This window comes from Mycobacterium pinniadriaticum (genome assembly GCF_026242045.1).
GTDB lineage: Bacteria > Actinomycetota > Actinomycetes > Mycobacteriales > Mycobacteriaceae > Mycobacterium > Mycobacterium pinniadriaticum.
Window position 1 is genome coordinate 1 of sequence record NZ_JAPJDO010000025.1, and the last position, 20,865, is coordinate 20,865.

Genomic DNA, 20,865 nt, shown 5'->3' on the forward strand with positions numbered 1-20,865 from the left:
GACCAGACACCGAAGTCCACGGGAGGCCGCTCAGATTCCAGGAATCACCACGTGTCCCAGTCGGACCCTCGGACCTGCCCGTGGACTCACACAAAATCTAAATGTCGGACCTTGGGGCGACGATGCCGACATGACTGAAGTATTTCTGGGCAGAGAAGCGCTGGCCGACGGCTCGTCTCGTCATGATCTGCAGCGCTGGTACCGGCAGATGTTTCGCGGCGTCTATATGCCGAAATATGCCTCACCATCGTTGAAGGATCGGGCGTTGGGTACGTGGCTGTATACCGACCGAACTGGTGTCATCGGCGGCGTGGCGGCGTCGGCATTGCACGGGGCGCAATGGGTTGACGACGATGAACCAATCGAAGTGCTCGTGGGTGAACGACGGCGCCAACCGGGCCTGATCGTGCGAATGGATCGTTTGTCCGGTGATGAAGTCGTGACGGTCGCCGGCCTTCCTGTGACCACGCCGTCGCGGACCGCCTTCGACATGGGTCGGTACCTCAAACGTGCGGAGGCGTTGGGTCGCCTGGATGCGTTGATGCGCGTTGCGCCATTCGCTACTGCCGGCGTGGAGCTGCTCATGAGGCGGTACGGGCCCGTCCGAGGCGTCCGCCAACTCCGCGACCTCCTGCCGCTGGTTGATGCGGGTGCTCAGTCCCCGAAGGAGAGTTGGCTTCGGCTCCTCCTGATCGACGGTGGATTGCCGGCACCCGAGACACAGATTCCGATCTTCGAAGGCGGAGTTCCGGTCGCCTATCTCGACATGGGATATCGCGACATCAAGCTGGCCTTCGAATACGACGGTGACCAACACCGCAGCGACCGTCGTCAATACGTCCGGGATGTCCGCCGTCTACCGATGGTCGAACGTCACGGATGGGAAGTCATTCGGGTCATCGCGGAAGACAGGCATGCGGAAGTGTTGTGGCGTGCGAAGGAGGCATTCCTGCGTCGCGGCGGTGCCGAGATCGACGAAATGCGGCGATCTACTCGCACTTTCGCTGCGTAACGTCGGTTTGGGCGCAAAGAAGTCAGCGGGCAGCCAGGCGCTCGCGGCGCAGCTGCTCGACCTCGGGCAATACCAAAGGCTCCAGCGGGCCGACGACCCGCGACAGCAGCAGGTCGGCCAGTTCGGGATTGCGTGCCAGACACGGTCCGTGCAGGTAGGTCGCGACCACGCTGCCCTGCACCGCGCCGTCGTACCCGTCGCCCTCGCGATTGCCGGCACCTTTGACCACCGCGGCCAGGGGGCGGGCATCGGCCCCTAGAACGGTTCCGCCGCGGTGGTTCTCGAATCCGGTCAACGGCTGCGTCATCCCGTCCAGCAAGGGTGTGGACACCACTTCGCCGATGGTGCGCCTTGGCTGAGGTGAGGTCGTCACATCGAGCAGACCCACACCCTCGACCCGCTCGCCGGCCGACGTCTCATACCAATGACCCAGCACCTGGATCGCCGCGCAGATCGCCAGTACCGGGGCGCCCCGGGCCGCCGCCCGCTGCAAACCCTGATGTGTCAGTAGGTGTTTGGTGGCCAGCCGTTGCGCGTAGTCTTCGGCGCCGCCGAGGGTGTAGAGGTCCAGGGAATCGGGAACCGGCTCGGCCAGCGTGATTTCGACGATCTCGGCGGCAATCCCCCGCAATCGCAACCTCTGACGCAACACGACGGCATTGCCGCCGTCACCGTAGGTGCCCATCACATCGGGCAGCACCAGCCCGATTTGAACGGTGTTCATCGCATCCGTCCCAGAGTGCGGGTCAACTGCAGGAACGCGGTGTAGTTGGCCACCACCTCGACGTGTCCCTTCGGGCACGACACGATCGCGTCAATGGTGTTGTGCACCAATGTGTGCGGCACACTGGCATAGCCCAGCCGCACCGCCAGGTCCGTTCCCCGCTCGCCGGCGGCGACGACGGGCACGCCTTCGAAGTGCTCGAAATCGACATCCCACAGCCAGGACAAGTCCTCACCGTCGGGTACTTGGCCGTTGACGGCGATCACCACCCCATCGGCCGTCGTGTCGACCATGGACAGCGCCTCCTGCCACCCGGCCGGATTCTTGGCCAGCAGGATGCGCGCGGTGTGATCGCCCATCGGCACGGTCTGGTAGCGGCCGGCGACCTCGGCCACCGTGGAGACGGCGGCCACCGCGGCGGCGGGATCCGCGCCCAGCGCGACGGCCGCGGCTACGGCCTGGGCGGCGTTGCCGCGGTTGACCTTTCCCGGCAGGGACAGTCGCATCGGCAGCTCCAGCCCGTCGGGTCCGTACAGCGTGGTGTCGTCGAACCACCACTGCGGGTCGGGGCGTTTGAAGTCGCTACCCGTCGAGTACCAGTGCGAGCCGTCGCGCACGATCACCTCGCCGCTGCGCGGGCAACTGACCGAGTCGTTGGCCCAGCCACCTCCGGCGGCCACCCACACCACCCGCGGACAGTCGTAGGCAGCCGAGGTCATCAGCACGTCGTCGCAGTTGGCGACCACGATCGCCTCGGGATGATGGGCGAGCCCGGCGCGCAGGGTGCGCTCGATGTGGTTGATTTCGCCCACCCGGTCCAATTGATCGCGGGACAGGTTGAGTAGCACGATCACGGCGGGGTCGACCGCGTCGGCGACATGCGGGACGTGCATCTCGTCGACCTCGAGCGCGGCCAGCGGCGCGTCACGGGTGCCGGCCAGCGCGGCCACCAGTCCGGCGTCCATGTTGGCGCCCTCGGTGTTGCTCGCCACCGCGCCGAGCGTCGCCAGCGCGGCCGCGGTCATCCGGGTGGTGGTGGACTTGCCGTTGGTGCCGGTCACGACGACGGTGCGCCGACCGACGCCGAGCTGGGTCAGGATGGAGCGGTCCAGGGTCATCGCGACCAGGCCGCCGATCATGGCGCCGGCGCCGCGGCCGGTTGCCCGGGATGCCCAGCGCGCGGCGGAACCGGCGGCCAGCGCGGCGCGCCCCCGCAATGTCATCGTCGGCCTGGGCATCGGAAGGCAGTTTATGCGCAGTCGAGGTAGCCGGGCCGACACGGATTCGATGTCCCGGGCACTGTCGGACCCGCGTGCCATCCTGAGATGGTGAGCCACACCTGGGGTCGACCCGCCCGCGAGCCGGGAGACGGCTGGGTGGTCGTCGATGTCGAGACCTCGGGTTTTCGACCCGGCCACGCACGGATCATCAGCCTGGCCGCCCTGGCGCTCGATCCTGAGGGTCGCGTCGAACACTCGGTGGTCAGCCTGCTCAACCCCGGTGTGGATCCCGGCCCCACTCACATCCACGGCCTGACCGCCGAGATGCTGGAGGACCAGCCGACGTTCGCCGATATCGCCGCAGACGTCGTCGACCTGCTGCACGGCCGCACCCTGGTCGCCCACAACGTCGGGTTCGACTACGCATTCCTCGCCAGCGAGGCCGAGCTGGCCGGCACGGCCCTGCCGGTCGACACCGTGATGTGCACCGTGGAGCTGGCCCGCCGCCTTGACCTGGGCCTGGAGAACCTGCGCCTGGAGACCCTGGCCCGGCACTGGGCGGTGCCACAGACCCGCGCCCACGACGCCTTCGATGACGCTCTGGTGTTGTCGCGGGTGCTCGTCCCGGCCCTGAAACGGGCCCGCGACCGCGAGGTGTGGCTTCCGGTACGTCCCGCCACCCGGCGCCGCTGGCCCAACGGCAGGATCACCCACGACGAACTGCGGCCGCTGAAGATGCTGGCTTCCCGGATGCCGTGCCCCTACCTGAACCCCGGCCCGTACCGGCGGGGCGGGCCGTTGGTCCAGGGCATGCGAGTCGCGTTGTCCGCGGAGGTGAATCGCACTCACGAGGAGCTCGTGGAGCGCATCATTCATGCCGGCCTGGCTTACGCGGACGCCGTCGATCCGCAGACCTCGCTGGTGATCTGCAACGAGCCGACCCCGGAGCAGGGCAAGGGCTATCTGGCGCGCGAGCTGGGTGTGCCGGTGGTCTCCGACCGGCAGTTCATGGATTCGGTCGCGTCGGTGGCCAACGGCACCGGGATCGACGAGTTCACCCCGTCAGTCGATCAAGGCCAGCAGTTCGCCCTTTTCTGAAATCGGATCGTTTGCTTCGCTAGCATCATCGATCGGGGTGATGTGGTGGCCGATCGCAGACGGAAGCCGCGGTCGGTCCTGCCAATTCTTGCCTCGGCGGTCAGCAGCGTCCTACTCGCGCTCGGATTTACCTTCAAATGGGGCGGAGACCGCACCCTACTGGTCGTCGACGCCCTGGCCTTCGCGGTATTCGGGGCCTATGCCGCCGTCTGTTCGGTCCTCGCCGCCCGCGCCACCCAAGGGCGAAACCGCAACGCGTGGACCACGATGGCGATCGCCCAGGCGGCCTGGACGGGGGGAGAACTGACCCGGGCTGTGTACGTCCTGGTCCTGCATCGTGCTCTGTTCCCGTCGCCCGCGGACTTTCTGTACGCCACCTTCGTCGTGCTGATCTCCGTCGCCTTCGTGCAGTTCCCGCCGGAACCGATCCGGGGCTCGCGGACCCGGGTGCTCTTCGATGCGCTCGTTGCCGCCGTCGCGTTGTTCCTGGTGCTGTGGGTGGCGGTGCTCGGCAATGTCTACGACGCCAAGGGTGTCGACAGTGTCCTTCAGGGGCGCGCGCTGCTCTATCCGCTGTTCGTCTTGATCATGTTCGTTGCCGCAGTGGTTTTCGTCGCCCGAGGGGGTTCCGGCGACAGCATCGTGATGTGGCTGCTTCTAGGTGGCGTCACGCTGATGGCGTTCTCCGGTGTCACCTTCGCCTTCCTTCAGGGCGCCAACCGCTATCACCCTGGCCACCTCACCAGCATCGGCTGGGTACTCGGGATGTCGTGCTTCGGCGCTGCCGCGCTGTTGAGCAGGCAGCCGAGATCACCTGCCCCGCCGCCAAACCCGACTCGATCGACATCCGTACTGTGGTTGCCTTACGTGCCGCTGCTCATCGCGGGCACCGTCGGGCCCGCGCTCGTGCTCACAGGTCTTCTACAGATCGGCGTGCCGGTGCTGATGGCGCTCATCTGCGTTCGGCAGGTGCTCTCGGGGTGGGAGAACCGCAAGATGCTCTCCGAAGCGGCCGAGCAGGCACTGCGCGATCCGTTGACCGGCCTGGCCAACCGGACCCTGTTTCAGGATCGACTGGCGCATGCGATGGCGCTGCGTCGCCGCGACGATCGTTCGGTCGGGGTGATATCGCTGGATCTCGATGACTTCAAACTGATCAACGACAGCATGGGGCATCCGGCCGCGGACGCGCTTCTGGTCCGGGTGGGTGAGCGCATCGCCGGGTGCGTGCGGGCCGGCGACACCGTCGCACGGCTCGGCGGTGACGAATTCGCGCTGCTGCTGGAGGGGAGCGCCGACGAGGCACACCTGGTGTGCGAGCGCGTGAAAGCGGCTTTCGACACCCCCTTCCTCATCGACGGTCACGAAGTCTTCGTACGTCCGAGCGCCGGCATCGCCGTCACGTCGCCGGCCGATGTCGGCCTCGAGGCAGAGGAATTGGTGAAGCGTGCCGACACCGCGATGTACTTAGCGAAACGCTCCCGCAACTCGGCGGTGCATACGTTCAGTGCTGACATGACGCTGTTGGATCCTGGTATCGAGGAGCTGGCGAACGAAGCCGGGAGTCGCTCGACTGGAAGCGGAGCGGCGCAGGTACGACTGCTCGGGGAACTGCGGCGCACCATCGACCAGGGTGGTCTTGAGATGGTTTATCAACCCAAACTGGATTTGCGTACCGGGCGGCTGGTCGGCGTCGAAGCGCTGCTGCGATGGCCTCATCCGCGGCTGAAAGTCCTACGCCCAGCGGCATTTTTGCCGCTGGTGGAGAGGCACGGGTTGATGCGGCCGGTTACCGATCTGGTCTTCAAGAAGGTTCTCGACGACGCCGCAGGATGGGTGTCGATGGGGAGGGAGATCCCCGTCGCGGTCAACCTGTTCGCGCCGCTGCTCCGCGATACGCGGCTTCCCGAGACCGTGAACCGAGTTCTGAAAGAGCGGGCGATCCCGGCCCGGCTGCTGACCATCGAGATCACCGAAGACCTGGTCCTCGACGAGGTAGGCCGGGTTACCGGCGTCCTGCAGAAGTTGCGCGACAACGGGATCCGGATCGCCATCGACGACTTCGGCAGCGGCTATTCAGCATTCAGTTATCTTCGGGATCTGCCGATCGACGAAGTGAAAATGGATCGACACTTCATCGTGTCGGTCGCCACGGACGAGCGGGCCGCGACCGTGGTCAACGCGGTGATCGAACTGAACCACAAGCTGGGGATCACTGTGGTCGCCGAAGGGGTCGAGGATGGCGAGACCGCCGCATGGCTGCGCGAGCACGGTTGCGACGTCGGACAGGGGTACTACTTCGGCGGGCCCGTCCCGGCCACCGAGATCCCCGGGTTGGTGGCGGAGCGCACCAGCTGACCACACCCGGGTCACGCTTGCAGCCACTACGGACGTAGTTGTACTCTTGCCGCATGAAAACCACTACGAACGTAGTGAACAAGCGCTCGGTTTTCGCCGCACGCGGATACTTCTTCAAGCCGGCGGCCATCCTGACCATCGCGCTGGGATGCTGCTTGCACCTGTACCGGATCGTCTACGGGGACGAGATGACTCTGCGGTACGTACTGAATCCGACCACCGACGCGCTGCTGCTCATCCCGATGACCTATGCCGCGGTGACCGGCATCCTGATCTGGCGGCGGGTGGAGTTCGTCAACACCGCGCACAAGGTGTTCTTCACCTGGTCACTGGTTTACCTCACCCTCAGTGTCCCGCTGCACGTCTACGTCGGCCTGATCAGGGGAGATGTCGGCTTCTACCTGAGGTTCTTCGGGGTGTGGTTCAGCTACCTGCTGCTGCCGTTCTACGTCGCGTTGGTGACGATGTTCTGGCGGCTACGCTTACGTCCCTGATGCCCCCTAATCCCGAGCGCCGCACCGCCATCCTGGACACCGCGATCGACATCGTCGTCGACGTGGGTATCGGCGGCCTCACCCACCGCCAGATCGACGAGCGAGCGGGATTGCCGGCGGGAACCACATCGAATTACTTCCGGACCCGGCTGGCGCTGCTGGAGGCGACGGCCACCCACGTCGTCGACCTGCACTGGCGTCATGTCGAGGCGCTGCAGTCCGCTCTGCCCTCACCGATGAACCGCGCGAGCGTGGCGGCGCTGATGACCCGGATGGTGGCCGACCCCGACGAAGCGGCGCGACGCCGGCATCTGGCCCGGTTCGAGCTCTTCATCGAGGCGACCCGACGGCCCGAACTGCGGCCGTTCCTCCACGAATTGCAGCACGCCGCCATGAAGACGGCAGGCCTGATTCTGGCCTCGGCCGGCATCGAGGCTTCCGCCGAGCAAGTCGATCAACTCACCCGATTGCTCAACGGGCTCACGTTCAGCAATCTCACGATCGATCAGCCCGACGGGAATGACCCGGCCGGGCTGATCGACCGGATACTCGATGCTGTCCTGACGAGCTAGCTGAGGGCCTTGGCCTTCAGCGACTCGTACTCCGCTGGGGAAACGGTGCCCGCGTCCAGGAGTTCCTTGGCATGGGCGATCTCCTCGGCGGGCGACCGTCCAGCCGCCTGGCGGATGTAAGCGTCGGTCTCCTTCTTGGCGGCGAGCGCGGCCGCCTGAGCCCGTTCGGTCATCCCCTTACCGCGTGCGATCAGGTAGATCAGCGCGGTGATCCACGGGAACACGATCAGGAAGATCACCCAGACCGCTTTGATCCAGCCCGAGGTCGTGTGATCGCGCCAGAACAGATCCACCAGGATCTGGAACAGCACCAGCAGGTAGGCGATCCAGGCGAAGATGATCAGGAAGTGCCACAGGAAATCCCATGTCGAACCCCAGTCCACGGCCTACTCCTTAAGTCGTTGGGGACGGTTCGTGCAGGCTTTACCCTATCCGCGCGGACCGGTTCACGGCAGAGACCACTGCCCGTAGTGATGCAGTCGTGATCGATGTCGCGATGCCGACACCCCACACCGTGCGTCCGTCCACAGACGCCTCGACGTAGGCCGCGGCCGCGGCCTCCTCACCGGCCGACATTGCATGCTCGGAGTAGTCCAGCACGCTGACGTCGAAGCCGACCGTGCCCAGCGCGTCGACGAACGCGGCCAGCGGCCCGTTGCCGCGACCGGTGATCTCGGTCTCCACCCCGTCGATCTTGACGATGGCCTCGATGACGTCGGTGCCGCCGTCGACCTCCGAGGCGACCACCTTCTGCCGGATCCGTTCCAGCGGTCGGACCGGCGCCAGGTACTCGTCGGCGAACGCGTCCCACATCTCCTTGGGCGACACCTCGCCGCCTTCCCCGTCGGTGATCTTCTGGATCGCCTGGGAGAACTCGATCTGCAGCCGTCGCGGCAGCACCAGCCCGTGATCGGCCTTCATGATGTAGGCGACCCCGCCTTTGCCGGACTGCGAGTTGACCCGGATCACGGCCTCATAGGTACGGCCGACGTCCTTGGGGTCGATCGGCAGATACGGCACCTGCCAGACGATGTCGTCGACATCGGAATCCGCCTCGTCCGCAGCGATTTTCATCGCATCCAGGCCCTTGTTGATGGCGTCCTGATGGCTGCCCGAGAATGCGGTGTACACCAGATCGCCACCATAGGGGTGGCGCTCGTGTACGGGCAACTGATTGCAGTACTCGACGGTGCGACGGATCTCGTCGATGTTGGAGAAGTCGATCTGGGGATCGACACCGCGGGAGAACTGGTTCAGTCCCAGCGTCACCAAACACACATTGCCGGTGCGTTCGCCGTTGCCGAACAGGCAGCCCTCGATGCGGTCCGCTCCGGCTTGATAGCCCAATTCAGCTGCCGCAACCGCGGTTCCGCGGTCGTTGTGCGGATGCAGGCTCAAGATGATCGAATCGCGGGGCGCCAGATGGCGATTCATCCACTCGATCGAATCGGCGTAGACGTTCGGGGTGGCCATCTCGACCGTGGCCGGCAGATTCACGATCAGCGGTACGTCAGGAGTGGGCCGCACGATCTCGGCGACGGCATTGCACACGTCGACGGCGTATTCCAGCTCGGTGCCGGTGTAGGACTCCGGGGAGTACTCGAACCGCCACTGGGTGTCGGGGTACTTCGCCGCCTCCTCGACGCACATCCGGGCGCCATCGGTGGCGATCTTCTTGACGGTCTCGCGGTCCGCGCGGAATACCACGCGGCGCTGCAGGATCGAGGTCGAGTTGTAGAAGTGCACGATCGCCCTGGGGGCACCCTGGCAGGCTTCGAAGGTCCGCTCGATCAGTTCGGGACGGCACTGCGTCAGCACCTGGATGGTGACGTCGTCGGGGATGGCGCCCTGCTCGATGATCTCGCGGACGAAGTCGTAGTCGGTTTGGCTGGCCGACGGGAATCCGACCTCGATCTCCTTGTAGCCCATGTTGACCAGTAATTCGAACATGCGGCGCTTGCGGGCCGGGCTCATCGGGTCGATCAGTGCCTGGTTTCCGTCACGCAGGTCGACGGCGCACCACATCGGGGCCCGCTCGATGACTTTGTCCGGCCAGGTGCGGTCCGGCAGGGTGATCGGCTCGACTTCCGCCGCGAATGGGCGGTACCGGTCGACCGCCATGGATGAGGCCCGCTGAGTGTTCCAGGACGGCTGACCGTCGCGGCGCGGGCCGGCGGGCGTTTTGATGGTGCGGGCGGATACGTAGGCGTCCACGGGATCGATGGACGAGTTCTGGGTGGTCACGATTGGGCTCCGGGTGTCTTGGGTTGGACTTCAGACCGGCGCATCGCGAACACCCGCGACGGGAAGCCGGTCTGGATCAGACCCCGTCGCGGCGTTCGAGGAGGAGCACCCGCTGCACAAGGACGTACTGTACTCCCGCCGTGCGAGCTGGCCAAACTCCGATCGGTTGTCAGCTCCCGGCCGGGGAGCCCGCGCGCTTCGCGGCCTCGCCGATCGAGTGTTGCAGGGTCTCGTCGTCGATGCCGTCGATACCGGTCGAGGCACGGAGGAAATCGCCGAACAGTCGCCAGCCGAGCTGCAGTGCCATGAGGTGGGCGGCCGCCAGTCGCGCGCTCTCCTCGGTGGGATGGCTGTCGCGCAGCTGGCTCAGCAGCAGGCCGATGTTGGGAAACCCGGTCTGCAGCTGGCCGACGGGATAACCGTCGAGGATGGCTCGCGCTATCACGCGCAACTGTCGATCTGCCGCCGCGTCGATCTCCGCGGCCTGTGCGCTCGCCAGCGCCGCGGCCAGTTGTTGGCCCAGGTAGTCGAGCACGGCGCCGACAAGTTGTTCTTTGGTGCCGAAGTGGCGGTGGAGGAGGCCGTGGTTCACGCCGGCGCGTGCGGCGACGTCCCGGATCGAGGTAGCCGCAGGACCTCGTGCGGCGAACAGGTCGGCTGCGGCTTCCAGCGTCGCGGCCACCACCTCGTCGCGCCCAACCGGCGTGGCGGCCCGTTCTCCGACGGTGATTGCACCTTCCGTAGTCATGCGACTACAGTAGCTGGGACGGAGCGCGTAGACAAGTGACTACACATTCGCGTGAAAGGACAACATCATGCCCGGAATCTCGGTGACCAAGCTGGGCAGCCGCATCGGCGCCCGCATCGATGGCGTTCGGCTGGGCGGTGACCTGGGCGCCGCCGATATCGACGCCATCCACGCCGCGCTGCTCGAGCACAAGGTGGTCTTCTTCCGAGGGCAGGACCACCTCGATGATCGCGGGCAGCAGGAGTTCGCGCGGCTGCTGGGAACGCCGGTGGGCCACCCCAGCCTTCGTCTCGCCGACGAGGGCGGAGCAATGATCCAGCCCATCGACTCCGACTTCGTCAAGGCCGCCGTGTGGCATACCGACGTGACCTTCACCACCGACTATCCGAAGGCATCGATCCTTCGAGCGGTGACCCTGCCCGACTACGGCGGCTCGACGCTCTGGGCATCGACGGTGGCCGCCTACCAGGCCCTGCCCGGCCCACTGCGGGCTTTCGCCGACAATCTGTGGGCGCTGCACAGCAATCGCTACGACTACGCCGATCCTGCGGCGGAAGCACGGTTGCGTCACGAGGCGGCCGCGTTCGTCGCGCCCGACTTCCGCACCGAGCACCCGGTGGTGCGGATTCATCCCGAGACCGGCGAGCATTCCCTGCTGTTGGGTGGTTTCGTCCGGCAGATCATCGGCCTGGACAGCGTCGAATCGACGGCGGTCCTGGAATTGCTCCAGCGGCGAATCACCCAACCCGAGAACACGATCCGATGGCTGTGGCAACTCGGTGACGTGGCGATGTGGGACAACCGCGCCACCCAGCACCGCGCGATCGACGACTACGACGATCAACGCCGGGTGATGCATCGGGTCACCCTGGCCGGAGATGTACCGGTGTCGGTCGGCGGAGACCGCAGCCGGGGGATAGGCCAGGCGAACAGCACCGTCGCCGCGGCCTGAGACCCAGTGCTCAATACGCGACCCGAGGACGGCCGACCAAGGTAAATTGACGTCGTCGCAAGCCTTGATCGGGGGTCATTCGTGCATCTGAGCATTCGCTCCATGCTCGCGACCGGTACTTCGCTCACCGTTGCTGCCGCCATCGCCCTGGCGCCTCCGCCAGCGGCTCCGGCGGGTTCGACGGTCACACGCGCCGAACCCGTCGCCCTGACCGGTGCCTGGCAGGAACTGTCCGACAACCTCAACGAGGATCTGGCCAATCTGTCGGCCGCGATCACCAACTATCCGCCGTTGCCGATCCTGTCGCAGCTCTCATCCAACCTCACCACGTATGCGTATTGGATGACCGGCTCGCACGGGGGCAGCCCCACATTGGTCGCGCAGACGATCTCCCAACATGCCGTGGCCGTGGCCACCACGGTGGCCACCTTCGCGATCCTCGCACCGCTCAGTTTCATCGGCCCGTTCATCGCGCCCGGCGTCATGGTCGTTCAACTGATCGCGGACACCGCTTCGTACCCGTCGACTCCGGAGACCGTCCTGCAAGCGTTCATCGACGCACCGGCGGTGTACCTCAACACCACGTTCAATTGCTGCTCCACCCCGCTGTTCAACGCGGCCTTCGGTCTGCTCAACCCCGGGCCTCTCGGCTACCTGCTGGCGTTCGCGCCCGCGATCGCGACCGCCATGCAGATAGATACTCCGTCGGCGCCGGCGGTCAGCGCCGCTCCTGCGGCTGACGGTCCGGCTCCGCAGGCGGCCGCGAAACAATCGGCCCCGGCTCGAACCGTCGCGCACAGCCGCCGATCGCAGTTGGTCGCCACCCCGCAGAAGACGCTCGCCCCGCGCGCCGCCGCGCGGCCCGGCACGGCTCGGAAGGCTGCCGACGCCAGCGCGAGGGAGACGACGCCTGCGGATGGCACGGGGCATTCGGCGCGCGACGCTAAACCTGCGAGTCGGGGAACGCTATAACCGACAGAAATCGGATCGGCACGTCGATCAGGTCTGCGGGCTCGTGTGCCTGTAGCGGCCTTGGGGTGATGCCGGCGCGTCAATCGTTGACGCGCGGCTACGCTGGCTGACCATGCACCGACGACCGCGCTGGGTCCTCACCATCACCGTGGTGGTCATCGCACTGGGCGCCTGGGTGTGGTCGACGTACTTCGACGGTCCGCCGGAGAAGTGCAAGCCGGTGCTCGACCTGTTGGACTTCAGCCGGTCGCAGGCGGCGAAGATCGACGCCAAGGGCGGCGACGGGGTGCCGACGGTGGCCGAGGATGTGGTCTACCAGCAGTGGGCGGACGGCCTGGCCGAACGGGCGCAGAAGGTCAGCGATCCCGCACTGGCGGCGCAGGCCACCGAGGTGGCCCAACTGGCCAACCAGTTCGTCGCCGGGCTGCCGACGCTGCGTGCCCAGACGGAATCGCGGGCTCCCGGCGCACCGGCCCCGCCCCAGGTCTTCGAGATGTCACTGCTCAACGACCGGATCGTCGCCAAGCTGGGCGAACTCCGCAAGGCCTGTTCCTGACCAGTTGAGCACGATCTGATCCAGTGGCAGCCGCTCCCGAGGGCGGCCGTCGCGCTCGGCGATCTCCGGGCCCACCCGCGCATAGTCGGCCTGGAACCCGACCGCCACCACCGCCAGCGGGCGCACCCCGTCCGGCAGGTGAAACGCGTTCCGGGCGCCATCGACGTCGAAACCGGCCATCGGGTGGACGATCAGTCCCCGGGCCACCGCCTCGACGGACAGGTTCGCGATCGCGGCACCGGCGTCGACCGCGGAGTACAGCGCGGTGCGGTCGTCCTCGCCCTCATCGGCGCACACCAGGATCAGCGCACCGGCGGCATGGGCGTAGCTGTTGCCGCGGCGTAGCAGGCCGGCCAGAGTGGTGAACGCCTCGGTGCCGTGCCGGCCGACCACGAACCGCACCGGCTGCCGATGCCCCCACGTCGCTGCCCAGCGGGCCGCCTCGAGCAGGCCGATCAACTGCTCGGCAGTCACCATCGCGTCGGGGTCGAAGGCGCGTGGACTCCATCTGGCGGCGATCGGCGGGTGGATCGGCACCCGGGTCGGGGCGTGACGGTCGGCGGGTAGGTCAGCCACGGCCGCGACGTTACCGCCGATCCGGGCGGGAAAAGCAGGTGCGGTGACCCCTTATCCTTAGAGCCGACCTCTCGACAGAAAGGGCAGACAGTGGCGCTCGTCGTGCAAAAGTACGGCGGATCCTCGGTGGGCGACGCCGACCGGATCCGGCGCGTCGCCGAGCGCATCGTCGAGACCAAGAAGGCAGGCAACGACGTCGTCGTCGTCGTGTCGGCGATGGGCGACACCACCGACGACCTGCTGGATCTGGCTCTCCAGGTATGCCCGGCACCACCACCGCGCGAATTGGACATGTTGCTGACCGCAGGTGAGCGGATCTCCAACGCACTGGTCGCGATGGCGATCGAGTCGTTGGGTGCTCAGGCCCGCTCGTTCACCGGTTCGCAGGCCGGGGTGATCACCACCGGTACGCACGGCAACGCCAAGATCATCGACGTGACCCCGGGCCGGCTGCGGTCGGCCCTCGACGAGGGCCAGATCGTGCTGGTCGCCGGGTTCCAGGGCGTCAGCCAGGACAGCAAGGACGTCACCACCCTGGGCCGCGGCGGTTCGGACACCACCGCCGTCGCCCTGGCCGCCGCCCTGCACGCCGACGTCTGTGAGATCTACACCGATGTCGACGGCATCTTCACCGCCGACCCGCGCATCGTCGCGAATGCGCGCCGCCTGGACACCGTCAGTTTCGAGGAAATGCTCGAGATGGCGGCCTGCGGCGCCAAAGTACTCATGCTGCGCTGCGTGGAATACGCGCGCCGTTACCACGTTCCGATTCATGTCCGGTCGTCGTACACCGACAAACCGGGCACGATCGTCACCGGATCTATCGAGGACATCCCCATGGAAGACGCCATCCTGACCGGAGTTGCCCACGACCGCAGCGAGGCCAAAGTCACCGTGGTCGGGCTGCCCGACGTGCCCGGCTTCGCGGCCAAGGTGTTCCGGGCGGTCGCCGACGCCGATGTGAACATCGACATGGTGCTGCAGAACATCTCCAAGATCGAGGACGGCAAGACCGACATCACGTTCACTTGCCCCCGCGATCTCGGGCCGACAGCGGTGGAGAAGCTCACCGCCCTGCAGGACGAGATCGGCTTCGCCAAAGTCCTCTACGACGACCACATCGGCAAGGTCTCGCTGGTGGGCGCCGGTATGCGCAGCCACCCGGGGGTGACCGCGACCTTCTGCGAGGCGCTGGCCCGGGTCGGGGTGAACATCGAGCTGATCTCAACCTCCGAGATCCGAATCTCGGTGCTGGTCAAGGACACCGAGTTGGACAAGGCCGTCGCCACGCTGCACGAAGCGTTCGGGCTCGGCGGTGAGGAAGAAGCCGTCGTGTACGCGGGGACAGGACGCTAGCCATGGTTTCGATCGGAGGGCAGGAGCGAAGCGACCGGGGAGTCAACATCGGCGTGGTGGGAGCCACCGGCCAGGTCGGTCAGGTGATGCGCACCCTGCTCGAGGAGCGTGACTTCCCGGTCACCGGTGTACGGTTTTTCGCCTCGGCGCGCTCGGCCGGCAAGAAGCTGCCGTTCCGCGGCCAGGAGATCGAGGTCGAGGACGCCGCGACGGCTGATCCTGCCGGCCTGGATATCGCGTTGTTCTCGGCGGGCGCGACGATGTCGCGGGTGCAGGCGCCGCGGTTCGCCGAAGCCGGGGTGGTTGTCATCGACAACTCGTCGGCCTGGCGCAAGGACCCCGAGGTGCCGCTAGTGGTCTCGGAGGTCAACTTCGCGCGCGACGCCGGTCATCGCCCGAAAGGCATCATCGCCAACCCGAACTGCACCACCATGGCCGCGATGCCGGTGCTCAAGGTGTTGCACGACGAGGCGCAATTGGTGCGGATGATCGCCTCGACCTACCAGGCGGTCTCGGGCAGCGGCCTGGCCGGCGTGGAAGAGCTGGCGACTCAGGCGCGTGCGGTGATCTCGGGCGTCGAGGAACTGGTGCACGACGGCTCCGCACTGGAGTTCCCCGAGCCGAACAAGTACGTCGCCCCGATCGCGTTCAACGTGGTACCGCTGGCCGGTTCGCTAGTCGACGACGACTCCGGGGAGACCGACGAGGACCAGAAGCTGCGCAACGAAAGCCGCAAGATCCTCGGCATCCCGGACTTGGCGGTGTCCGGCACGTGTGTTCGGGTTCCGGTATTCACCGGCCACTCGCTGTCCATCAATGCCGAATTCGCCCAACCGATTTCGCCGAGTCGCGCCGCGAAGCTGCTGGGCGGTGCGCCGGGAGTGAAGTTGGTCGACGTGCCTACCCCCCTGGCTGCCGCCGGGGCGGACGAGACCCTGGTCGGGCGGATCCGCCAGGATCCCGGCGTCCCGGACGGCCGCGGGCTGGCACTGTTCCTCTCGGGCGACAATTTGCGAAAAGGCGCTGCGCTCAACACTATTCAGATCGCCGAGCTGCTGGCCGCCGAGCTCTGATTTCCCTTGCGCCGAAACGGGAGTTTGGGCGCGAAACTGCGAGTACTCTGCGCCATTTCGTCGATCTGGGCACTGGTGTCGGTCCCGGGAGCGGCCGCTGACCCGCCCAGCCCCGCGCCCGGGCCGATCCTGCCACCCCTGGCCTTAGGGCAGGTGGTGCGGATCGGTCCGATCGCGGGTACCGGGACACCGACCCGCGACTACGGCATAGGCGCTACCGACCTGTGCGAATTCATGGAATTCCCAACCGAATTGCTACAGATCTGCGGTGACAGTTTCGCCGGTCAGGGGGTCGGATTCGGCGGTTGGTTCTCGCCGGTCGCCCTGCGTGTCGCCGGTGGCTCGGTCGACGATCCCGATGGGGTGCGCTACACCGGGGTCACCGGGGTGGACAAGCCACTGCTGGCCGACCCCACCCCGCCGGGATCCTCGCAGCTACCCGCCGGGGTGGTGCAGATCAACCGGCAGAACTACCTGCTGGTGACCACCACCGAGGATCTGGTGCCGCAGACGTCACGCCTGGTGAAAGCAGTCGCCGGACAAGGTAGTTGGCAGACCGTACGCGGTTCGCAGCGGCCGGCGTCTTACGCCGGCGGGCGACAGACCCAGATCAGCGGCTACTACGACCCGATCCCCACACCTGAATCGCCGACCGGCTGGGTGTACATCGTGGCCAACAACTTTGACCGGTCGGGTCCCGTCGTGCTGTACCGCGCCACGCCGCAGACGTTCACCGACCGCTCACGCTGGCAGGGCTGGGCCGGCGGTCCCGACGGCGGCTGGAACAAAACGCCGACACCGTTGTGGCCCGATCAGGTCGGCGAGATGAGCATGCGAGAGGTCGACGGCAAGCCGGTGCTGTCCTACTTCAATGCCAGCACCGGCAACATGGAGATGCGGGTGGCCTACGACCCGACCGGTCTGGGCACCGCCCCGGTTACCACGGTGGTGCAGGCGGGTGACTGGCCCGTACCCGCCGAGAGCCTGCCTCCACCCGGCGACAACCGGCTCGCGCAGCCCTACGGCGGTTACATCTCGCCCGGGTCGACCCTGGACGAGGTGCGGGTGTTCGTCAGCCAGTGGAATACCGAACCGCGCGACCGTGCGCCTTACCGGGTTCTCCAGTTCGCGGTGAACCCGTTCAAGCCGTGGTCGTGATCCAGCCGGAACGCCGGCCTACGGCGGGTCTTCCGAGCAGCGGCCGGCTGACCACGCCGCATTTGCCCGGCGAAACGAGATTGGCCCGGAACCTGAGGGAGCGGGGCACGTGCACCCTGGCTTCGGGTTGCTAGCCGCTCAGAAACGAGTTCGCGACGGATCCGGGCAGGCCATCGTGTTGACGGCTGAGTAACTTCGCCTGGAGCCACAAGCACTGTATTTGAGCAACTCCCACGAGAAGGATCGGCCACAACGCACCCGCCACCAGGGCGAGGGGGATGCGGACTCGATTGCGAACCCTCTCACCTGTGCAGAAGGCCTCGGAGAACACCCACGCCAGAAAGCTGAATATCGGAATGCCGGCGGGATACAGCCAAATCAACACCGTGCACTCTCCTTCAAAGCAACTTCGACACGATGGTTCCAAAGTTCGCTGAGGCCGTCTAGAGGGTCGGGTACCCATTCACAGCGATTTCATAGCTGTTACCTAACCGGCACTAGGTAGCGGCCTCGCATGATCGAACTATGACCGAAACACCTGAACGAGCCGAGGAACCCGCCACTGGCCCCGTTGCCCCGCCCCCGCCCCCGGCGTACGTCGAGCCCGTCCCGGTTCCGGCCCGACCCAACCGGCTCTACCAGGCCGCCGCTTGGGTGGCGATCGTTGCGGGAATCGTCTTCATCGTCGGCGCTGTCTTCTTCAGCGGCTTCGCCCTTGGCCGTCACAGCGGCTACAACGGCGGCTGGCATCACCGCGACGACGAGAGTTCCCAGCAGTTCCACAACCGCGGTGGGCCGCCGATGATGCCGATGATGCCGATGAGGCCGGGTGCGGGACCCGGGGGACCGATGGGACCCGGTGGTCCGGGGTCCGGTCCGGGTTCGGGTCCGGGCGGGCCAGGGGCACCCGGTGGTCCCGGAGCTACTGCCACCCCACCTCCGCGTCCGTAGCCAGTTCCACCGAGCCGCCCAGCGCCCCCACCCCCCCAGGGGGCGCTGGGCTTTCGGTTGTGATGGGACCGTGCTTCGCGGGTACTCGCTCTCCGACGGGCGTCGACCGCCCGAGAGAGGAGCACGTGAGATGACAGAGAAGTACGCGACAACCGATGCCGGCGCACCGGTCCCGAGTTTCGAGCATTCCCTGACCGTTGGGCCCGACGGTCCGATTCTGCTGCAGGACCACTACCTGATCGAGCAGATGGCCAACTTCAACCGCGAGCGCATCCCGGAACGCCAACCGCACGCCAAGGGCGGCGGCGCGTTCGGGTCGTTCGAGGTCACCCAGGATGTCAGCGCGTTCACCCGGGCGGCGTTTCTGCAGCCCGGGACCAAAACCGAGATGGTGGCCCGGTTCTCCACCGTCGCAGGCGAACGGGGCAGCCCAGACACCTGGCGTGATCCGCGCGGCTTCGCGCTGAAGTTCTACACCAGCGAGGGCAACTTCGACCTCGTCGGCAACAACACCCCGGTGTTCTTCATCCGGGACCCGATGAAATTCCAGAATTTCATCCGCTCCCAGAAACGCCTGCAGTCGTCCAACCTTCGCGACCACCACATGCAATGGGATTTCTGGACGTTGTCACCGGAATCCGCCCACCAGGTCACCTGGCTGATGGGCGACCGCGGGATCCCCAAGACCTGGCGCAACATGAACGGCTATTCGAGTCACACCTACAGCTGGATCAACCCGGCAGGCGAACTGTTCTGGGTGAAGTACCACTTCAAGACCGACCAGGGCAACGAATTCCTCACCCAGGAGGAAGGCGATCAACTGGCCGGCAGCGACGGCGACTACCACCAGCGCGATCTGTACGAGTCCATCGAGGGCGGCAACTACCCGAGCTGGACCCTGCAGGTGCAGATCATGCCGTTCGAGGACGCCAAGACCTACCGGTTCAATCCGTTCGACCTGACCAAGGTGTGGCCGCACAGTGACTATCCACTACAGGAGGTCGGTCGAATGACGTTGAACCGCAACGTCACCGACTACCACGCCGAGATCGAACAGGCCGCCTTCGAACCCAACAACCTGGTCCCCGGAACAGGCTTGAGCCCGGACAAGATGCTGCTGGCCCGCGGCTTCTCCTACAGCGACGCTCATCGCGCCCGGCTGGGGGTGAACTACAAGCAGATCCCGGTCAACACACCCAAGGTTGAGGTGCGCAGCTATTCCAAGGACGGCGCGATGCGTATCCGCAACGCCACCGATCCGGTGTACGCACCGAACTCGATGGGCGGCCCGGAGGCCGATCCGGCACGGGCCGCGGAGGCGCACTGGGCCTCCGACGGTGACATGGTCCGCTCGGCGTATGCGCTTCGCAGCGACGACGACGACTGGGGTCAGGCGGGCACGATGGTGCGTGAGGTCCTCGACGACGATGCCCGGGACCGGTTGGCACACAACATCATCGGCCATGTGTCCAAGGGGGTGAAGGAACCGGTGCTGTCCAGGGCGTTCGAGTACTGGCGCAATGTCGACCCCGACCTCGGCAAGAAGGTCGAAGAAGGGGTGCGCGGGAACAGTGACTAAATGGTCGCCGAGATCGACACCTTGCCCGGCGCGGGTCGGCTGGCATGATCGAACCCATGAGTATCGATGTCATCTACACCGCGGAGTCGACGGCCAGCGGCGGAGGTCGTGACGGTCATGTGAAGTCATCGGACAATCGAATCGATCTGGACACCAGACCGCCGAAAGCGGCAGGCGGCAGCGGTGAGGGCACCAATCCCGAGCAGCTGTTCTCGGCGGGCTACGCGGCCTGCTTTCTGGGTGCGCTGCAACTGATCGCGCGCGCGGAGAAGATCTCTCTCGATAGCGCATCGGGTGTCACCGCCCAGGTCGGATTCGGTAAGGACGCCGACGGTGGGTACGGCATCAACGCCCACCTCATCGGTTATCTGCCGGGCTTGGAGCAGGCGCAGGCCGAGGAGTTGATGATCAAGGCACACCAGGCTTGTCCGTACTCCAAGGCCACCCGCGGCAATATCGACGTCACGCTGGCCGCCAAGGTGTGAGGTGATGCGTACCATCGCCGCCGCAGCCGCTGTGCTCGTCGCCAGTGTCACCGTCGCCGCCCCGGCCGCCGCAGGTCCGTCGGATCCGGGGGTGGTGTCCTACGCCGTGCTGGGCAAGGGTTCGGTCGGCAACATCGTCGGGGCCCCGATGACCTGGGAGGCGGTGAGCACCGAACCGGTGCAGGCGTACTGGGTCGACCTGCCCGTGTGCAACAACTGGGCCGATATCGGGCTGCCGGAGGTGTTCTACGATCCCGATCTCGCGTCGTTCAACAGCGCCACGACGCAGACCTCGGCGACCGATCAAAACCACCTGGTCAAGCAGGCGGTCGGGGTGTTCGCCACGGTCGAGGCCGCCAACCGTGCGTTCCATCGCGTCACCGATCGCACCGTTGGATGCGCCGGACAGACCACCGCGATGCACCTCGCCGACGGAACCACACAGGTGTGGTCGTTCGGCGGCCCGGCGCCGACGGCCACCGACGCGGTCTGGGTCAAACAGGAGGCTCTGCCTGATGTCGCCGGCCCGGCGGCTCCGGTCACCGATCGGCGCTGCTTCACCCAGACCCGGCTGCGGGAGAACGTGCTACTGCAGGCCAAGGTCTGCCAGTCGGGCAACGGCGGGCCGGCGGTGAATGTGCTTGCCGGTGCCATGCAGAACACATTGGGTCAATAGCCGTAACGAACCGCCGGTTTGGGTACACGTCACCGACGTGTCAGCCGGGGATCGGGGAAAT

General features: G+C 66.3%; 21 protein-coding genes and 1 pseudogene. 15 read left to right on the forward strand and 7 right to left on the reverse strand.

Annotated features, from left to right (window positions below):
* Positions 1-130: 130 nt before the first annotated feature.
* Positions 131-1,012, forward strand: a complete 882-nt coding sequence (locus ORI27_RS22740; RefSeq protein ID WP_265999402.1) for a hypothetical protein — start codon at positions 131-133, stop codon at positions 1,010-1,012.
* 22 nt (positions 1,013-1,034) lie between these two features.
* On the opposite strand, the gene ORI27_RS22745 is transcribed toward ORI27_RS22740, so the two are convergent.
* A complete protein-coding gene (locus tag ORI27_RS22745) occupies positions 1,035-1,736 on the reverse strand; it encodes a type 1 glutamine amidotransferase (protein ID WP_265999401.1) in 702 nt (233 codons plus the stop codon).
* Positions 1,733-2,959: a Mur ligase family protein gene (locus ORI27_RS22750; RefSeq protein ID WP_265999418.1), complete on the reverse strand. Its 1,227-nt coding sequence runs from the start codon at positions 2,957-2,959 to the stop codon at positions 1,733-1,735. Before ORI27_RS22750 ends, ORI27_RS22745 begins: the two co-directional genes overlap by 4 nt.
* A gap of 102 nt (positions 2,960-3,061) precedes the next feature.
* On the opposite strand from ORI27_RS22750, the gene ORI27_RS22755 reads away from it, so the two are divergent.
* From ORI27_RS22755 to ORI27_RS22770, 4 genes are read left to right on the forward strand one after another with little or no spacing between them, the layout of a single operon-like run.
* Positions 3,062-4,054, forward strand: a complete 993-nt coding sequence (locus ORI27_RS22755) for a DEDDh family exonuclease (RefSeq protein WP_265999399.1) — start codon at positions 3,062-3,064, stop codon at positions 4,052-4,054.
* 45 nt (positions 4,055-4,099) lie between these two features.
* Positions 4,100-6,412, forward strand: a complete 2,313-nt coding sequence (locus ORI27_RS22760) for a putative bifunctional diguanylate cyclase/phosphodiesterase (RefSeq protein WP_265999398.1) — start codon at positions 4,100-4,102, stop codon at positions 6,410-6,412.
* A 53-nt stretch (positions 6,413-6,465) separates the two neighbouring features.
* Complete coding sequence (locus tag ORI27_RS22765) at positions 6,466-6,906, forward strand: hypothetical protein (protein WP_265999397.1); 441 nt, start codon at positions 6,466-6,468, stop codon at positions 6,904-6,906.
* On the forward strand, positions 6,906-7,478 hold the full coding sequence (locus ORI27_RS22770; protein WP_265999396.1) for a TetR/AcrR family transcriptional regulator: 573 nt from the start codon (positions 6,906-6,908) through the stop codon (positions 7,476-7,478). The genes ORI27_RS22765 and ORI27_RS22770 overlap by 1 nt, the downstream gene beginning before the upstream one ends.
* Here the strand turns inward: ORI27_RS22770 and ORI27_RS22775 are convergent.
* The 3 genes from ORI27_RS22775 to ORI27_RS22785 form a co-directional block, all read right to left on the reverse strand.
* Positions 7,475-7,861: a PLDc N-terminal domain-containing protein gene (locus ORI27_RS22775; RefSeq protein ID WP_265999395.1), complete on the reverse strand. Its 387-nt coding sequence runs from the start codon at positions 7,859-7,861 to the stop codon at positions 7,475-7,477. The two genes, ORI27_RS22770 and ORI27_RS22775, sit on opposite strands and share 4 nt — an antisense overlap.
* Before the next feature lie 40 nt (positions 7,862-7,901).
* Complete coding sequence (gene leuA / locus ORI27_RS22780; RefSeq protein WP_265999417.1) at positions 7,902-9,701, reverse strand: 2-isopropylmalate synthase; 1,800 nt, start codon at positions 9,699-9,701, stop codon at positions 7,902-7,904.
* Positions 9,702-9,891: 190 nt separating this feature from the next.
* Positions 9,892-10,470 carry a helix-turn-helix domain-containing protein gene (locus ORI27_RS22785; RefSeq protein ID WP_265999394.1) on the reverse strand — a complete coding sequence of 193 codons (579 nt, stop codon included), beginning with the start codon at positions 10,468-10,470 and terminating at the stop codon, positions 9,892-9,894.
* Between the two features lie 67 nt (positions 10,471-10,537).
* On the opposite strand from ORI27_RS22785, the gene ORI27_RS22790 reads away from it, so the two are divergent.
* On the forward strand, positions 10,538-11,422 hold the full coding sequence (locus ORI27_RS22790; protein WP_407666403.1) for a TauD/TfdA dioxygenase family protein: 885 nt from the start codon (positions 10,538-10,540) through the stop codon (positions 11,420-11,422).
* 102 nt (positions 11,423-11,524) lie between these two features.
* A complete protein-coding gene (locus tag ORI27_RS22795) occupies positions 11,525-12,394 on the forward strand; it encodes a hypothetical protein (protein ID WP_265999393.1) in 870 nt (289 codons plus the stop codon).
* On the opposite strand, the pseudogene ORI27_RS22800 reads toward ORI27_RS22795, so the two are convergent.
* Positions 12,366-12,443 (reverse strand): annotated as a pseudogene (locus tag ORI27_RS22800) (helix-turn-helix domain-containing protein); the annotation flags it as partial. The gene ORI27_RS22795 and the pseudogene ORI27_RS22800 sit on opposite strands and share 29 nt — an antisense overlap.
* Before the next feature lie 63 nt (positions 12,444-12,506).
* Between ORI27_RS22800 and ORI27_RS22805 the strand changes: the two are divergent.
* Entirely contained in the window at positions 12,507-12,950 is a 444-nt protein-coding gene (locus tag ORI27_RS22805) for a hypothetical protein (protein ID WP_265999391.1), read from the forward strand.
* Here ORI27_RS22805 and ORI27_RS22810 read toward each other — a convergent pair.
* Positions 12,891-13,526 carry a nitroreductase family protein gene (locus ORI27_RS22810; RefSeq protein ID WP_265999390.1) on the reverse strand — a complete coding sequence of 212 codons (636 nt, stop codon included), beginning with the start codon at positions 13,524-13,526 and terminating at the stop codon, positions 12,891-12,893. The two genes, ORI27_RS22805 and ORI27_RS22810, sit on opposite strands and share 60 nt — an antisense overlap.
* A 90-nt stretch (positions 13,527-13,616) precedes the next feature.
* On the opposite strand from ORI27_RS22810, the gene ORI27_RS22815 reads away from it, so the two are divergent.
* The 7 genes from ORI27_RS22815 (at position 13,617) to ORI27_RS22845 (ending at position 20,804) form a co-directional block, all read left to right on the forward strand.
* Positions 13,617-14,882, forward strand: coding sequence for an aspartate kinase (locus ORI27_RS22815; RefSeq protein ID WP_265999389.1), 1,266 nt, complete (start codon positions 13,617-13,619; stop codon positions 14,880-14,882).
* A 2-nt stretch (positions 14,883-14,884) separates the two neighbouring features.
* The gene (locus ORI27_RS22820) at positions 14,885-15,955 is read left to right on the forward strand and encodes an aspartate-semialdehyde dehydrogenase (RefSeq protein ID WP_265999388.1); all 1,071 of its coding nucleotides are present in this window, start codon (positions 14,885-14,887) and stop codon (positions 15,953-15,955) included.
* 72 nt (positions 15,956-16,027) lie between these two features.
* Positions 16,028-17,113 (forward strand): DUF4185 domain-containing protein, encoded by a 1,086-nt coding sequence (locus tag ORI27_RS22825; RefSeq protein WP_265999414.1) that lies wholly within the window; start codon positions 16,028-16,030, stop codon positions 17,111-17,113.
* A 525-nt stretch (positions 17,114-17,638) separates the two neighbouring features.
* Entirely contained in the window at positions 17,639-18,064 is a 426-nt protein-coding gene (locus tag ORI27_RS22830; protein WP_265999387.1) for a hypothetical protein, read from the forward strand.
* Between the two features lie 130 nt (positions 18,065-18,194).
* The gene (locus ORI27_RS22835) at positions 18,195-19,643 is read left to right on the forward strand and encodes a catalase (RefSeq protein ID WP_265999386.1); all 1,449 of its coding nucleotides are present in this window, start codon (positions 18,195-18,197) and stop codon (positions 19,641-19,643) included.
* A 56-nt stretch (positions 19,644-19,699) separates the two neighbouring features.
* Positions 19,700-20,128, forward strand: coding sequence for an organic hydroperoxide resistance protein (locus ORI27_RS22840; protein ID WP_265999385.1), 429 nt, complete (start codon positions 19,700-19,702; stop codon positions 20,126-20,128).
* Positions 20,129-20,132: 4 nt separating this feature from the next.
* Complete coding sequence (locus ORI27_RS22845; RefSeq protein ID WP_265999384.1) at positions 20,133-20,804, forward strand: sensor domain-containing protein; 672 nt, start codon at positions 20,133-20,135, stop codon at positions 20,802-20,804.
* Positions 20,805-20,865: the final 61 nt, after the last annotated feature.